General features: G+C 61.0%; 15 protein-coding genes. 8 read left to right on the top strand and 7 right to left on the bottom strand.

The features are described from left to right. Positions 1 to 89: 89 nt before the first annotated feature. Positions 90 to 383 carry a hypothetical protein gene (locus tag AOA61_RS16620; RefSeq protein WP_032887145.1) on the bottom strand — a complete coding sequence of 98 codons (294 nt, stop codon included), beginning with the start codon at positions 381 to 383 and terminating at the stop codon, positions 90 to 92. Between the two features lie 89 nt (positions 384 to 472). Here AOA61_RS16620 and pbpC point away from each other — a divergent pair, with 89 nt between their 5' ends. The 6 genes from pbpC to AOA61_RS16590 all read left to right on the top strand — a co-directional run bounded on the left by pbpC (position 473) and on the right by AOA61_RS16590 (position 7,244). After that, the gene (pbpC, locus tag AOA61_RS16615) at positions 473 to 2,803 is read left to right on the top strand and encodes a peptidoglycan glycosyltransferase PbpC (protein WP_050442835.1); all 2,331 of its coding nucleotides are present in this window, start codon (positions 473 to 475) and stop codon (positions 2,801 to 2,803) included. 53 nt (positions 2,804 to 2,856) lie between these two features. Continuing rightward, on the top strand, positions 2,857 to 3,165 hold the full coding sequence (locus AOA61_RS16610) for a MazG-like family protein (protein WP_003188211.1): 309 nt from the start codon (positions 2,857 to 2,859) through the stop codon (positions 3,163 to 3,165). After that, positions 3,158 to 3,907: a methyltransferase domain-containing protein gene (locus AOA61_RS16605; protein ID WP_032887143.1), complete on the top strand. Its 750-nt coding sequence runs from the start codon at positions 3,158 to 3,160 to the stop codon at positions 3,905 to 3,907. The genes AOA61_RS16610 and AOA61_RS16605 overlap by 8 nt, the downstream gene beginning before the upstream one ends. Before the next feature lie 24 nt (positions 3,908 to 3,931). Continuing rightward, positions 3,932 to 4,534 (top strand): DUF4136 domain-containing protein, encoded by a 603-nt coding sequence (locus AOA61_RS16600; protein ID WP_032887142.1) that lies wholly within the window; start codon positions 3,932 to 3,934, stop codon positions 4,532 to 4,534. 44 nt (positions 4,535 to 4,578) lie between these two features. Then, positions 4,579 to 5,136 (top strand): DUF4136 domain-containing protein, encoded by a 558-nt coding sequence (locus AOA61_RS16595; RefSeq protein WP_099602176.1) that lies wholly within the window; start codon positions 4,579 to 4,581, stop codon positions 5,134 to 5,136. A gap of 98 nt (positions 5,137 to 5,234) precedes the next feature. Continuing rightward, positions 5,235 to 7,244, top strand: a complete 2,010-nt coding sequence (locus AOA61_RS16590; protein ID WP_099602175.1) for a pilus assembly protein TadG-related protein — start codon at positions 5,235 to 5,237, stop codon at positions 7,242 to 7,244. On the opposite strand, the gene AOA61_RS16585 is transcribed toward AOA61_RS16590, so the two are convergent. Together AOA61_RS16585 and AOA61_RS16580 are read right to left on the bottom strand one after the other, a co-directional pair. Next, complete coding sequence (locus AOA61_RS16585; RefSeq protein WP_032887138.1) at positions 7,241 to 9,982, bottom strand: ATP-binding protein; 2,742 nt, start codon at positions 9,980 to 9,982, stop codon at positions 7,241 to 7,243. The genes AOA61_RS16590 and AOA61_RS16585 overlap by 4 nt on opposite strands. Continuing rightward, positions 9,979 to 10,419, bottom strand: coding sequence for a TadE/TadG family type IV pilus assembly protein (locus AOA61_RS16580; RefSeq protein ID WP_032887137.1), 441 nt, complete (start codon positions 10,417 to 10,419; stop codon positions 9,979 to 9,981). The genes AOA61_RS16585 and AOA61_RS16580 overlap by 4 nt, the downstream gene beginning before the upstream one ends. 72 nt (positions 10,420 to 10,491) lie before the next feature. Between AOA61_RS16580 and AOA61_RS16575 the strand changes: the two genes are divergently transcribed. Both AOA61_RS16575 and AOA61_RS16570 read left to right on the top strand, forming a co-directional pair. Next, positions 10,492 to 10,977, top strand: a complete 486-nt coding sequence (locus AOA61_RS16575; protein WP_177326438.1) for a prepilin peptidase — start codon at positions 10,492 to 10,494, stop codon at positions 10,975 to 10,977. Positions 10,978 to 11,093: 116 nt separating this feature from the next. Then, positions 11,094 to 11,882 carry a response regulator transcription factor gene (locus tag AOA61_RS16570; RefSeq protein WP_032887159.1) on the top strand — a complete coding sequence of 263 codons (789 nt, stop codon included), beginning with the start codon at positions 11,094 to 11,096 and terminating at the stop codon, positions 11,880 to 11,882. Here the strand turns inward: AOA61_RS16570 and AOA61_RS16565 are convergent. The 4 genes from AOA61_RS16565 to AOA61_RS16550 are packed head-to-tail and all read right to left on the bottom strand — an operon-like array spanning position 11,879 to position 14,670. Beyond that, positions 11,879 to 12,151, bottom strand: a complete 273-nt coding sequence (locus AOA61_RS16565) for a DUF3613 domain-containing protein (RefSeq protein WP_032887136.1) — start codon at positions 12,149 to 12,151, stop codon at positions 11,879 to 11,881. The two genes, AOA61_RS16570 and AOA61_RS16565, sit on opposite strands and share 4 nt — an antisense overlap. Beyond that, on the bottom strand, positions 12,148 to 12,888 hold the full coding sequence (locus tag AOA61_RS16560; RefSeq protein WP_032887135.1) for a lipopolysaccharide assembly protein LapB: 741 nt from the start codon (positions 12,886 to 12,888) through the stop codon (positions 12,148 to 12,150). The genes AOA61_RS16565 and AOA61_RS16560 overlap by 4 nt, the downstream gene beginning before the upstream one ends. 11 nt (positions 12,889 to 12,899) lie before the next feature. Next, the gene (locus tag AOA61_RS16555; protein WP_099602174.1) at positions 12,900 to 13,784 is read right to left on the bottom strand and encodes a type II secretion system F family protein; all 885 of its coding nucleotides are present in this window, start codon (positions 13,782 to 13,784) and stop codon (positions 12,900 to 12,902) included. 1 nt (position 13,785) lies between these two features. Beyond that, positions 13,786 to 14,670 carry a type II secretion system F family protein gene (locus AOA61_RS16550; protein ID WP_099602173.1) on the bottom strand — a complete coding sequence of 295 codons (885 nt, stop codon included), beginning with the start codon at positions 14,668 to 14,670 and terminating at the stop codon, positions 13,786 to 13,788. Between the last annotated feature and the right edge of the window lies 1 nt (position 14,671).

Below are 14,671 nucleotides of genomic sequence, written 5' to 3'. Positions count from 1 at the left end.
GAGCGGTGGGTCAGTTGCCAGATGCATTGACTGAAACACTGCTATCGGGAGCAAGCCCCCTCCCACAGGCGATTGCTGACCGTCCTGGCTTAGTGCACGACCCAACTAAGCAGCCAAAGGCCCAGCAGCAGCCAGATAATCCCCATGATGATCGACGCCCGCATAAACGCGCGTACTGCCGAGTACAGCAGCATCAGGCCGACGATCAGCGTGATGATGCTGATAATCGACGTATCCATGCCCAAGGTTCGGGACAGGCCTTCGACAAAGTTGCCCCCGGCATGAGTCAGGGCCCCGAATAATCCGCTGAGGCCGTCGACGATAAAACGGATGATGGAACCGAGCGCCTGGCCCAACCATTCGAAAAAGCTTTCTACCTGCATGTGCATGTCCTGATAAGAGGTGGGCGTGTCTGTGCCTTTGGTTGTTAATGCAACAGGCTAGTTCCCTACCAGCATAGAGGTTTGCCCGTTTGAATTTGCGTTTAGTTGCCCGCTGGACCCTGGCGACCCTTCTGTTGGTGATTGCCCTGCTGTGGCTGGCCGACCGCATCTGGCCGCTGCCCCTGCCCAAGGACGACTTGGCGCGGGTGGTGCTGGCCGAGGATGGCACACCCTTGTGGCGGTTTGCCGATGCCAATGGGGTGTGGCGCTATCCCGTGCAAACCGGTGAAGTCTCGCCGTATTACCTGGATGCCTTGCTCACCTACGAAGACCGCTGGTTCTACCAACACCCTGGCGTAAACCCGTTGGCGTTGGTGCGCGCGACGTGGCAGAACCTGACCGGCGCGAGGGTAGTGTCGGGCGGCAGCACCTTGTCGATGCAGGTCGCCCGTTTGCTCGACCCGCATTCGCGCACCTTCCATGGCAAGTTGCGTCAGCTGTGGCGCACGGCGCAGTTGGAGTGGCACCTGTCCAAGGAAGAGATCCTCAACCTCTACCTGAACCGCGCGCCGTTTGGCGGCACGTTGCAGGGCGTGGCGGCGGCCAGTTGGGCGTACCTGGGCAAATCCCCTGCGCAATTGACCCATGCCGAAGCGGCCTTGCTCGCGGTACTGCCACAGGCGCCGAGCCGCCTGCGTCCAGATCGGCATCCGCAGCGCGCCCAGGAGGCTCGGGACAAGGTCTTGCGCCGCCTCGCCGAGTTCCAGGTATGGCCGCAATCGGCGGTCGACGAAGCCCTTGAAGAACCGCTGCTACTTGCCCCGCGTCTGGAACCGAGCCTGGCGCCCTTGCTCGCTCGCCGCCTGAACCGCCCCGACAGCCCGCCGCTGATCCGCACGACCGTTGACGCCACCCTGCAACGCCGCCTCGAAGATCTGTTGCTGGGCTGGCGCGCGCGGCTGCCGGAGCACACTTCGGCGGCGATCCTGGTGGTGGAAGAGGAAACCATGGCGGTGCGGGCGTACCTGGGCTCGGTGGATATCAACGACGCCAAGCGCTTTGGCCATGTGGACATGATCAGCGCGCTGCGCTCGCCGGGCTCGACGTTGAAACCCTTTCTGTATGGCATGGCCCTGGATGATGGGTTGATTCACTCCGAATCGCTGTTGCAGGACGTGCCCCGGCGGTATGGCGATTATCGGCCGGGCAACTTCTCCATGGGGTTTACCGGCGCGGTGCCGGCGAGTACTGCGTTGTCCAGCTCCCTTAACCTGCCGGCGGTGCAGTTGCTGGAAGCCTACGGGCCCAAGCGGTTTGCTGCCGAGATGCGCATCGGCGGTGTGCCCTTGGCATTGCCCGCGCTGGCCGAGCCGAACCTGGCGCTGATCCTGGGCGGCGCGGGCAGCCGTCTGGAAGATCTGGTGGGCGGTTACAGCGCCTTCGCCCGGGACGGCAAGAGCGCCTCTATCCGACTGCAGCCGGACGACGCGCTGAGAGAGCGGCCAATGCTGTCGCCGGGCTCTGCCTGGATTGTGCGGCGCATCCTCAGTGGGCAAGCGCGGCCGGATCGCGACCCGCGTGCCGAGTTGGTGCAGCGCCCGGTGCTCGCCTGGAAAACCGGCACCAGCTATGGCTTTCGCGATGCCTGGGCGATTGGCGTGGGGCCGCGTTACCTGATTGGCGTGTGGATCGGCCGACCGGACGGCACGCCCGTGCCGGGCCAGTTCGGCTTGGCGTCAGCGGCGCCACTGATGTTGCAGGTGCACGACGTGTTGACCAACCGCGACAGCCAGCGCGGCATCAGCGCGCCAGTCAAACCGGTGCCGGCCAACGTCGGCGTGGCGGCGATCTGTTGGCCGCTGGGCCAGCCCATGAGCCGCAGCGACCCCAATTGCCGCCGCCAACGCTTCGCCTGGACCCTGGACAACACCACGCCGCCGACCTTGCAGGCGTTGGATCAACCGCTGAGTGTGGGGTTGATGGAAAGCGTCTGGGTCAATGCCAAGGGCTTGCGGGTCGATGCTCATTGCCCCGGCGCAGTCGCCAAGCCTATCGCCCTGTGGCCAGCACCGCTGGAACCTTGGCTGCCAAGGGCCGAACGCCGTGAAGCACGCATCCCAGCCGCCGACGCGGATTGCCCGCCGCCGGCGCTGGCCGCGTCTTCACCGTTGTCCATCGTCGGCGTGCGTGAAGGCGACCAATTGCGCCTGCCCGCCGCCAGCCAACAAGCCCTGCGTCTTAAAATCTCCGCCTTGGGCGGCAGTGGTCGACGGTGGTGGTTCCTTAATGGCGCGCCGTTGGGCGACAGCGCCAATCAGGACTTTATCAATGCCAGTTTCGAGCGACTGGGCCGCTATCAATTAAGCGTGCTCGATGAGGCGGGGCAGACGGCCAGGATTGAGTTCAGCGTGGTGGATTAACTTGCCTTCTCTGAATTTCCGCCGGAAGCTACACACCTTCAGGAGCCCCTCCCATGAACCTCGAACACCTCACCGAACGTCTGCACCGCATCCGCGATACCAACGACTGGAAGCAGTTCCACAGCCCTAAAAACCTGGCCATGGCTGCCAGCGTGGAAATGGCCGAGCTGGTGGAAATCTTCCAATGGCTGACCGAAGACCAATCTCGCCAGTTACCCGCTGACAAACTCGCCCACGCCGGCCAGGAAGTCGGCGATATCGTGCTGTACCTGCTGCTGTTGTGCAGTGAGCTGGGCCTGGACATGAATGAGGTGGTGCGCGCCAAACTGGCTGACAGCGAACGGCGGTTTGCCCATGAGTGATCGTCATTTCGACCAGTTGGCTACACGCTTTGCCGAGAAAATCTACGGCGGTGCCAAAGGCGCGATCCGCCTGGCGGTGCTTCAGGCCGACCTGGCCGAAGCCCTGCCGGAACGCCCGTTGCGCGTGTTGGATATCGGCGCAGGCCTGGGGCATATGTCGCTGTGGTTGGCCGAGCGCGGCCACCTGGTGACCCTGGCCGAACCCGCCGAGCCGATGCTTGAGGGTGCGCGCCAACGCTTCGCCGAGGCCGGGCAAACGGCGACCTTTATCCAGGCGCCCTGGCAAGACCTGCTTGGCCAGCTCACCGAACCTTACGATCTGGTGCTGTGTCACGCGGTGCTGGAATGGCTGGCCGAACCCCATGCGATCCTGCCGGTGCTGCACCAGCTGACCGTGCCCGGTGGCTGGCTGTCCCTGGCGTTTTACAACCGTGATGCGCTGATTTATCGCAACCTGCTCAAAGGCCACTTCCGCAAAATGCGCAAGAACGACATGGCCGGCGAAAAGCAGAGCCTGACCCCGCAACAGCCCCTCGACCCCCGCGAATTAGCGGCGCAACTCGACGGGCTTTGGCAGGTCGAAAGCCAAAGTGGCGTGCGGGTTTTTCACGACTATATGCCGGTGGAATTCCAGGCCCGCGCGGATTTACAGGACCTTGTAGAGATGGAACTCGCTCACCGTCGTCACCCAAGCTTTGCCGGACTTGGGCGTTATTTGCACTGGATCTGCCGTCCGGTTTAAGCGGCCCAGCCTGCGGAGGTCGAAATGCGTCGTCTCTGTTTGATTTTGTTATCCCTTGGGCTGGGCGCGTGCTCCAGCCCTAACCCTTATGTGGCGGCTTCTGCGCCCATGCCACCGGCGCCGGCCCAGGCAGCCACTACGTTCGATGCCAGTGCGTACCCTGCGCCGGTACGCGACTACGGGGCCTACCGTAATTGGGCCTGGCGCAACGGCCAACTGCCGGCGGGCTCGGCATGGGCCGATTCGGCGCAGATTGCCGAAGCCGTCAGCGGCGCCCTCGACCAGCGTGGCCTGCGCCCTTTGCACGACAACCGGGCGCCCGACCTGCTGGTCAGCGCAGATGTGCGCCTTGAGAAGCGTCTCAAGCAAGTCCAGGACGATTATGGCTACGGTTACGGCGGCTATAACCGCTACGGCAATGGCTATGGCATGTACAACTCGGCGCCGATCGTGCGCACCTACGAGGTGACGGTTGCGGTGGTGCGGGTCAACCTGTTTGATGCCCGCAGCGGTCAGCCCGTGTGGAGCACCAGTGCCGAAACTGCCAGCCAGGGCAGCCTGAGCGAACGTGCTGACGCTTTGCGCCAGGCCGTGCAAAAGGCCATGACCGCTTACCCGCCCAGTTAACCGCTATTCTCATTTCAAGCGCAGTTCGCTCTTTGGAGAAAACCATGTTTCGTCGCATCGCTATGCTCGCTTTTGTCGTGCTGCTGGGCGGTTGCCAGACCAACCAGGTCAACCACGATTTTGACGCCAGCCGAGACTTCGGCGCCTACCGCAACTGGGCCTGGAAAGATCCGGCCCTGCAATATCGCCCAGATGATCCACGGATCAAGAGTGACCTCACCGAACAGCGCATCCGCCAGGCGGTAGGCGAGCAACTCGACCAACGGGGCCTGCGCCCAGCCGCAGCCGGCACCAAGGCTGACCTGATCGTTCAGGCCTACCTGATCGTCGAAGACCGCCAGCAACAAGTCACCACCAATTACGGCGGCGGCTGGGGTGGCCGGTGGAACGGCTACTGGGGTGGGCCGATGTACAACGAAACGCGCAACATCACCTACAAAGTGGCGACCATCCAGATCGACCTGCTCGATGGCAAGGACGGCAAACTGGTATGGCGCGGCAGTGATGAGCAGATGATGGGCAGCACGCCCAACCCACAGGACCGCAACAACGCGATCCGCACGACGGTGACGCACATCCTCTCCACCTATCCGCCGCACTGACTTCAGCCGCCGCGATTTGTGGCGCTTGGCCAGCGCACATTCCAAGCCTTGTCTACACTCCACAGCACCTACGGAGAGTAAGCGCTAAGGAGTGCTCGATGTCTCCCGGACTTCGTTGCAGGCAGCGTGGTGCGATCGGCTTGATGGCGGCCTTGACGCTCGGTTTGGCGTTGGTCTTCTTACTGCTGGTGGTCGACAGCGGGCGGCTCTATCTCGAAAAGCGCAAGTTGCAAGGCATTGCCGACATGGCCGCGCTGGAAGCGGTCCAGCGCAATGGCGATTGCCTGGCCGCGAACAACAACACCGCCACCACCTATGCCGGCGCCAGTGCGGTGCGCAACGGCTACATCATCCCCCCCGCCAATGCACTGGACGTGCGCTGTGGTTCGTTGACCACGGCGGCTTCGAATCTACGGGTGTTTTCCGCAGATGCCACCAAGCGCGATGCGATTCAAGTGATCGCCTCGCGCCCGGTGTTGACCAGTGTCGCCGGTGGTATCTGGTCGATGTTCAATGGCGGCGCCTACAGCCTGACCACCCTGTTGACGGCCAAGGCCGTGGCCGCGCCGAAGATTTTGCCGCCCCAGGCACAATTGACGATCAAGTCCACGTTGGTGACGGTCAACTCCACCGATTCCGCCGCGCTGAACCTGCTGTTCGGCAAGTTGTTGGGCGGTAACCTGTCGCTCGATGTGGCGGGTTGGCAGGGGTTGGTGGACACCAATCTCAACCTGTTGAGTTACCTGAACCAGTTGGCACTGAACGTGGGCGTCCAGGCGGGCAATTACGACGAGTTGCTGGCCAAGAACCTCAAGCTCGGTCAACTCATCGATGCGGCGGTAACCGTGCTTCAAGCCGGGTCGGGTACCGCGACGGTGGCCGCCTCAGGGCTTACGAAGATCAATGCATTGGTGGGCAATCTCGACGTGACGCTGGGCAGCCTGTTGCAATTGCAGACAGGGGCAGTGTCCGCCGGGCTTAACACCACGTTGAACGCGTTCCAGCTGGCTGAGGCATTTGTGCAATTGGCCAACAAGAAGAACGGGGTGGTGGCTGCGGTGCCTGTGACCATTCCCGGTGTGACGGCGAATCTCAAGCTCAAGGTCATTGAGCCACCCATACTGTCCGCGATCGGTGACCCCACCTATGCCAAGAATAAAACCGATGCGAGTACGCGGATTTATGTGCGCACGGCGCAGGTAAGCCTGGGGCTGACAGTGACGCTGCCGGTACTCAACATCCCTGCGGTGAATCTGGTTGTGAACGGCTTGGTCGCTCCGCTTACGGACGTGCTGAACAATTTGCTCAGCCTGAACCTGGCCGGGACTGTCAGTTCGCTGCTGTGTGCCGTGGGAGGCGTTCCTTGTCAGACCACAGACTTGAGGCTGCTGTCTTCCGCCACTAACCCGCCGGTTCCCAGTGTGGATGTGATTCTTGAGCTGGGCATTGCTGAAAGCTATGTCACAGGGTTTACCTGCGCGAGTGACGCGACCAAAACGCTGACCACCCAAACCAATGCGTCGGTGGTGAGCATCAAAGTCGGCCAGAGCCCTACCCTGATCGATTCACTGGGAGCCAGCCCGCCGCTGGCGTCCGTGCCACCGCTGCCGGTGATCGATATCGGCGCGGTGACGTGCCTCAAGCCGCTGCTCGGGCTCGGGCCCACCGTCTGCGATTACCCTAATCGCAAAGCGTTTTATGGTGGGGGGATTGGGATGCTTATCGACCCCAGCGTGGGCTCAGTGACTTCGGCGGGGGGCGCTTACACCTACAACCAGCCACCGGAGATCAAGCAGCCACCGCTCTATCATTCGCTATCGACTGCTAGCCTGGTGACGTCCCTCGGACAGGCTTTGCAAACAGGGCTGAAATTCCAGGTTTACAAGCCTACGGGGTTCAATCTGCTGGGCGGGTTATTGGCGACCAGCGCAACGCTGCTTAACGATTTGAATAGCACGCTGGGCAACGTCATCGGCACTGTCCTTAGCCCAATTGTCGACCCGCTGGTAAACGGCTTGCTGTCCACCTTGGGCATCAACCTCAACAAAGTTGAAGTCGGCGCCAACCTCAGTTGCAGACCCCACGGGCAAGCGGCATTGGTGCTTTAAGCCTCCACGATCGGTAACTCCACACAAAACCTGGCGCCTTCTGCGCCATTGACGACGCTCAGCCGGCCGCCCATGTTTTCCACAATTCCGTAGCTCACCGACAGCCCCAGCCCCGTGCCCACGCCAATCGGCTTGGTGGTGAAGAACGGCTCGAAAATCCGCTCCAGCAGGCGAGGGTCAATGCCGCCGCCGTTGTCCTCGACCCAGATACGCACGTGGCGGCTGTCGTGCTCGCAATGCAGTGCGATCCAAGGACGCAGTGCCGGGTTCTGTTCGCGATTGCTTAGCAGTGCATCACGGGCGTTGACCATCAGGTTGATCAGTACTTGTTCCAATTGGTCGACGTAGCCTTTGACCTGCACGGTGAAGTCCACCGGGGTGACGCGCAGGTCCATGCCTTTGCCCTTCAAGCCTTCGCTGAGCATCGACAGCGTGCCCTCCACCGCCTGTGCCGGGTCGAAGGGCTGCTGCTCGATTTCCGAGCGGCGCCCAAACACCCGCATATGGTCCACCACCCGCGCCGCGCGCAGCACTTGGGCGTCGATGCGCTGAAGTTTTTCGGTGAGGTAATCGACGTCTGCGTTGCCGCTACTCAGGCGCTTGAGCACGTTGACGATGGCCATGCGCATCACGTTCAGCGGTTGGTTGATTTCATGTGCCAGGCCCGTGGCCATTTCGCCGAGGGTGGCCATCTTGGCGCTTTGGGTCAGCTGTTGCTGGGAGCGGCGCACTTCCGTGTTATCCCGGCCTACGGCTTGCACTTCCACCAGCGCGCCGCGCTCATCAAACACCCCTCGGTCCGACCAGACCCACCAGGCATGCTCGCGGCCAGGCAGTTCCAGGCTGATTTCGGCGGTGCTGACCGGGAACTCCGGAGTCAGTTGGTTGATGCGCTGCTCAAAGGCTTGGCGCTGCTCTACCGACAACCAATGCCCCAGGTTCATCCCCGGCAGCTGCGTGGGCAAACATTCCAGATAGTTGGCCAGCGGTGTGTTGCCGAAGGTCAGGGTCAGGTCTGGTCGGTAGCGGCAGATCATGGCCGGGGAGTCTTCCACCAGGATGCGATAGCGCTCTTCGCTCTTTTTGATCTGTTCGGCGGCCAGGGTCGCTTCGGTGACGTCCAGCCATAGCCCGACGGCCTCTACCGGTAGACCCAGTTCATCGCGCAGCAGCTTGGCTTCGTCGAGCAACCAATGGTCTACGCCGTGTTTATCGCGAACGCGGTAGCGGCTGCGCACGTTGCCTTCGCGAAGCAGTTGGCGAGTGCGCTCGAAGTAGAGGTCACGGTCATCGGGATGAATCCATTCGATAAGACTGGCCGGCGTGCATTCTTCGAGGGTGCGGCCGAGTAGAGGCAGCAGGCTGTCGCTGAAAAACAGCGGCTGCAGGGTGCCTTCGACATACCGTTGTACGTAGATGATTGCCGGTGAGCTGGCGATCAGGTTGTCCAGCCTTGCGTGAGCGGCGGCGGCTTGATGCTGCTGGTTTTTTATATCGCTGATATCCAGCATGAAGCCGATCAGCCGCCGTGTGCTTCCCACCCCTAACGCTTGGCCTTGAACGCGGTACCAAAGGGGGTTTTGTGCGGCGTCCATACGATGCAGACGTACGCTGGTGGACACCGGTTTGCTCGCTGTCTGCAAGTCTTGCAGGCGACTGGCGAGCTCCTGGCGGTCAGCGGGGTGGATCAGCATCAGCCAGTCTGTCAGGGCCATGCGCGGGGTGCTGTGGTTGGGGCTCAGGTGTTGTAACAACTGGGGTGCCAGCTGGATCTCTTCAGTGTCTGGTTGGAGTTCCCACCAACCGGTGCCCAGTAACCCCTGCAACGCTTCCAGCCGGTCAAGTTGCTGCTGATGACGCTGCTCGCGAAGGCGGCTGAGTAATGGGGCGGCGATGGCGGCGGTCAGTTGGAGCCAGTCACGGTCACTGGCCTTTTCTTCGCCGCGATAAAACCCGCAAAGCAGCCAGGCGGCAACGCCATGGTCGTCACGGTAGGGCACCAGGAAGCCTGCGGCATTGTTGAAAATGCCCTGCAAGCGCGGGTGCTCGCTGTGGCCATGGTTCAGGCTCAGGTTCAAGGGGGTCTTGCCGTCGAGGCTGTCCAGCGCGGTTCCCAGGGGCTGTCCGTCGTGCCACAGGGCCGGTGCATCGTGTGCGCGGTAGTGGCTGTGGATCAACCAACCCTGCTCCTGGCTATCGAGCAGGGCAATGGCGACACAGGGAATCTGCAAGCATTGCGCAATGCTTTGCAGGTTGTCTTGGAGTTCCTCGGGCAGGCGCGCCAGGCTGCAAACCCACAGTCGCTCACTGATCTGGGCACTCAGGTACTGATTCTGTTCGCGGGTTTCAGCTTGATTGCGGTGGGCAATCAAGTCGCCGATGTCGAGCAGTTGTAATACCCAGCCATCACCTTGAGGTTGAATCCAGCCTCGGGTTTGCAGGACGCGCCCCGCATGCGCCTTGAAATCCAGGTCCAGGGTTTGTCCTTGCCAGTCGCCGGGGCAGCCCTCGATCACCACGGCGCTGTGGGCATCTACATAGTCCAGCAGTGGCATCGGTTGTTGCGGGTCGGTTGTTTTCGCCAAGCGATGGCGCAGCGCGCCGTCGGTTTGCAGCACGCGACCCTGATTATCCAGATAAATGTGCAGGCCGGCGTTCGCGGGGGCGTGTGCTGGCGAAGCAGAGATACCCGGAGGGCGGCCCAGGAGTCGATCGAAAAACCTTTCCCCCGAGTTCAAAACTGCAGGCTCGCTTGGGCCGAGAGTGTCGTAGGCAAGTTGGGCACAGTGCCGAAGCCCGGCAGGACCAGGAAGGGCAGAACGCTCTTGAGGTTGTCGGAGGGGTAATTGATTCGTACGGTCAGCATCCCGGTGCCCGAATAGTCTGCTGTGACATAGGCCGGTACGAATTTGAAGGCCGGCGGCAGCCACTGCAATTGCGCCTGGGCGGCACTGATCGCGCGGGTTTTCAGCGCATCGGTGTAGCCAGGCGTCGTAGGGTCAAGCGCCACGCCGCGTCTCACACCTTCTGCCGTTGCCTGGTTGAACGATTGCAGCAGCAGTAACGGCAGGCTGTAACTGACCAAACCATAAAACACGGCAAAAAAAATCATGAATACCATCGCGAACTCAAGCGCGGCGGCACCTTTCTGTTTTCTAGGGAGGCCCTTTTTCATGACTGCGTCTACCCTGACAACCACTACCTGATATCAGCATAGAATCATTCAGCGAAAAGGGATTTTTTTTACGTGATTCATAGCCTGTTGCTGTTTGTTTGGCTGGCGTTATGCGCCGTGCAAGATATCCGTCAACGCCAGATCGCCAACCGCCTGACGTGGGGTGGGTTGCTGCTGGCATTGGTTTATTTGCTCTGGAGCGGGTCCACCTGGCTAGGGGCATCCGCTGCCGAGGGCGGGTGGGCGTTTACCCTGGCGCTGCTGTTTACCTTGCCCGGTTATGCCTTAGGTCGGCTGGGCGCGGCGGATGTGAAGTTATTGGCGGCGTTGGCGTTGGCAACCAACAGCCAGTACTTGCTCGGCACGTTTGTCGGCGCAGGGCTGGCGAGCGTTGCGTGGTTGTTGGTGGCGCCCAGGATGTGGCCGCTGATGAATCAAGGAGTTAGAAACGCTCTTTGTCACCTTGAGCCGCAGGCGTCAAACAAACAGCCATTTGCGCCCTTTTTGTTCGTCGGATTTGTACTCGCTTGGGCTTGGATCCCATTAGTCGTGACGTAGCCTAGTGCTATGTACATAGTAAGAAAGTACGTCTACGTTTAAGGGTGAGTTGTACGGAAAATAAGCGGTTGGAATGGAACGGTTGGTCTTTGGCTTGCCCAGGCATGGAGTCGCGCGTGAACAAGCTTACCTCTCTAGTGAAAGTGCTCGTTGTCGATGATCAACCTTTGATCGTGGAAGAGCTGTGCGAATACCTCGAAAGCAGCGGCTATCGCTGCATCCCATGCCATTCCAGCCTCCAGGCTGTAAAACGTTTCAGCGAAGACGCTGACATCGGCCTGGTGCTGTGCGACCTGCATATGCCGGAAATGGACGGTATCGAGTTGGTGCAGGCGTTGCAGCGTTTGGCCGGTAAACAGCGTGCCTTTGAATCCATCATGCTGACGGGGCGCGCCGACAAACAAGATGTCATCAAGGCCCTGCGCGCAGGAATCGCGGACTATTATCAAAAACCGATCAATCTCCCCGAGTTGCTCGAAGGGTTGCAACGTCAGGAGGCGGTGCTGCAGGAACGGCATAAAAGCCTTGAGCTGGGGCACCTGAACCAGAAGCTGCAATACCTGTCGGCGTCCATCGATGACCTCTATCACGATCTCGACAAGGTGCGTAGCAACCCTCAATCCTCCATCAGCGCCACCGAGGCGCAGGGGGAGGGTGAAGCACTTGATGTGGAGATGCCGGTTATTTTCAAACAGTTGTCACCACGTCAATTGGACGTTGCACGGCTGGTGGGTAAGGGGCAGACCAACTACCAGATTGCCTGTGAGCTGGGCATCACTGAAAACACGGTGAAGCTCTACGTCTCCCAGGTGTTGCGCCTCACCCATATGCATAACCGCACGCAGTTGGCGCTGGCGCTGTCACCGAGCAATTCGGCGATACGCCAGCGGGTGACCGCCCACTAGTTGCTACCGCTCGGCGAGGTACCGCCTTGTTTCTGGTCGTAGTACTCAGGAATAGGGTGCTTGTAGCTCTCTATCAGGCGCAGCATGGCGCCCTCGCGTTCAGCGGGGGTCGCCTTCTGCGGCTTGGACGACGCCAGTTGGCCGCTGACCTGCAGCTGTAGCCAGCCTTCAGTCTGTTTCTGTTGAGGCGAAGACGGGCCGGGCTCAATGGCCATGGCGGTCAGGGGCAGCGTTGCCAGCAGCAGGTTGGCGAGCAATGCGAGTTTCATCTGGATTCTCCCTGATTGACTGACTTGATAGGCGCCTGCAAGGCATCTCTGACAGCCGCTATTTGATCCTTGGCGGGCGACGCAGGCGAACGCTTGAGTTGCTGCGCCCGGGCCTGGGCCTGGCTGACTTGAACGGGGCTCAACCCCATGCGACTGACCACTTGCGCGGCCTGCCCCCAGTTGTCCTGGTAGATCAGCAGGGTCACCAGGTTAATGGCAGCCAACTGATTGCTCTGGTTGAGCTCCATGGCGGTGAGGAACTCGAAACGTGCATCGTCCATACGCAGTTGGTTGAGGTAGACCACTCCTAAGTCGTTGCGGATTTTTTCATCGGTAGGCGAGAGCTGGGCGGCCCGTTGCAAATGGGCCAGGGCTTTACCGTTGTCGCCCTTGGCGACGGCGAGTTGCCCGAGTCCATGTTCGCCTTCAGCCGACAAGCATGTACCCAGCAGGGTTTTGTACAACGGCTCTGCGTCGTTGCGCCCTAACAGCCGGTAGACCTTTGCTTTGCGCAGGCGTACTTGAGGCAAGGAGTCCGGCAGATTTTGCAAATTGGCCAGGCTGGCGTGCAGCTTGCCGTCGTTGGCCATGTCGTCGGCGAGGTTCAGCGAAAGCTCCTGGTCGGCGCTGGGCTTGGAGCAACTGCCGTTAGCGGCGAACCCGGACCAAGGCGTCTGGCCCAGGTTCGCGCAGCCGCTCATGAGCAACAAACTGCACGCGGCAATCAGTGTTTTCATCGGTTGTCCTTTCAAGGCCCCATGGCCTTCGAGATGGCGATAAAGCCGGGACCGGCCAGTACGATCAGTAACGCCGGAAACAGAAAGACCATCATGACCACGGACATCTTGGCCGACATCTTGGAAATGTATTCCTGCATGCGCGTCAGGCGCCGGTCGTCCAGCAGTTGCTTGAGTGCCTGCAGCGACTTCATGGCGCCGCCGCCCTGATGCAGCAGCTGTTGCAGAATCGTGCAGGTGTCGCTGAACTCATCGACGCTCAGCATCAGGCTGGTTTTGTTCAACTCTTCGCCAAGCTCCAGGCCCGAGTCCACCCTGGCCAGCACAATGCGCAATTCCGAAGTGAGTACCGGCAGCAGCTTTTGCGCTTCTTGGGACATCACGCGCAAGGTTTGCTCAACGGCCATGCCGGATTCAAACAGGATGCGCAGCAGCGGAATGAAGGTCGAGATTTCCTGGGTGATCTGCTCCTGGCGCCGTTTGGCCAGCGACGCGAGCACGCGCTTGGGCAGCAGGTAACCGGTGGCCAGCCCGAGGAAGGGCGCTAGCCAAACGGGGTCCGCCTCAGGGAAAAACACGCTTTGTATCAGCAGCGTCAGGCCCAGCAGTACCAGTGGCGCGCCCACTTGGCAGGCGGCGAACATCGAGCGCTGCCCGGCCTTGCGCCAGCCAATACGGTTGAGCAGGGTTTGGGTTTCGTTGTCGAGGCTGATGGTGCGTTGGCCAATCCGGGTGTTGCCCAGCGTGCGCAACCATCGGCCTATCTTGTCTTCACGCTCGGTCTCGCCCTGCAGCCGAGAGGTGACCACGCGCTGTTGACGACGGTGAGCCAGGACGTTACCGACCAGCAGTAACGTCGCTGCGAAAAACAATACTGCGCTGATCAACATGGCCATGTCAGACGCTCCTCAGCATGCGCCACAGGGCGACGCAACCGAACACCTGCATGGCGAAGGCACCAATTAACATCCACCTGCCGCTGTCATCGGCCCACATACCCACCAGATACGTTGGGTTGGTCACCAGGAAGTAACCGGCCACGCTGATCGGCAGCAACGCCAGCACCACGGCGGTCACGCGAGTCTCCCCCGTCATCGCCCTGAGTTGGCGAGCGCCCTGGTCCCGTTCGCGGATCATTTTGATCAGGTTTTCCAGCAACTCGCTGGCGTTGCCGCCATAGCGATGATTGACCTTCAACCCCAGGGCAAAGAGGCGCAGCTCATCCTGTTCGTAAAACTCGGCAAAGTCGTGCACCGCATCCGGCAGGCTGACCCCGAGGATGACATTGCGCTTGATGCGTCCCATGGACTTCTTCAGCGGGTCATCACTGGCTTCAATGCCACCCAGCACGGCGTCCGCCAGCGTGCGGCCGGATTTGAGGCTGCGTACGGCGTGATCGAGCAACTGAGGCAACTGCTCAATCATCCGGCGCAAACGGCGTTGATAGCGCAGGGCCAGGTAGAACCGCAGGATCAGGGGCGGCAGTACGACCATCGTCAGCAAGCCCAGCCATTCGGCAGCCAGGAAACCGAGCGCCACGCCAAAGCCCCAAAGCATGAGCCATAGCCCCAGGCGTTCGGTGGGCTTGCCCAGGCCGGCACGGATGAACATACGTTCAAGGCTGGTCACGACGGCCTTGTCATTCACTGCCTTAGGTTGGCCCTGGCCCAGTCGCTCCATCACACGCTCGGCCTGTGCCTGGCGCAAGCCACTGCGCATCATGTGCGTCGCCAGCAACAGCATGCCCAGAGAGATCAATGCGAGCAGGATCGGACCGATCATC

Source organism: Pseudomonas sp. 2995-1, from assembly GCF_002742505.1.
Classification (GTDB): Bacteria; Pseudomonadota; Gammaproteobacteria; order Pseudomonadales; family Pseudomonadaceae; genus Aquipseudomonas; species Aquipseudomonas sivasensis.
This window is presented reverse-complemented; position numbering and strand designations above follow the sequence as displayed.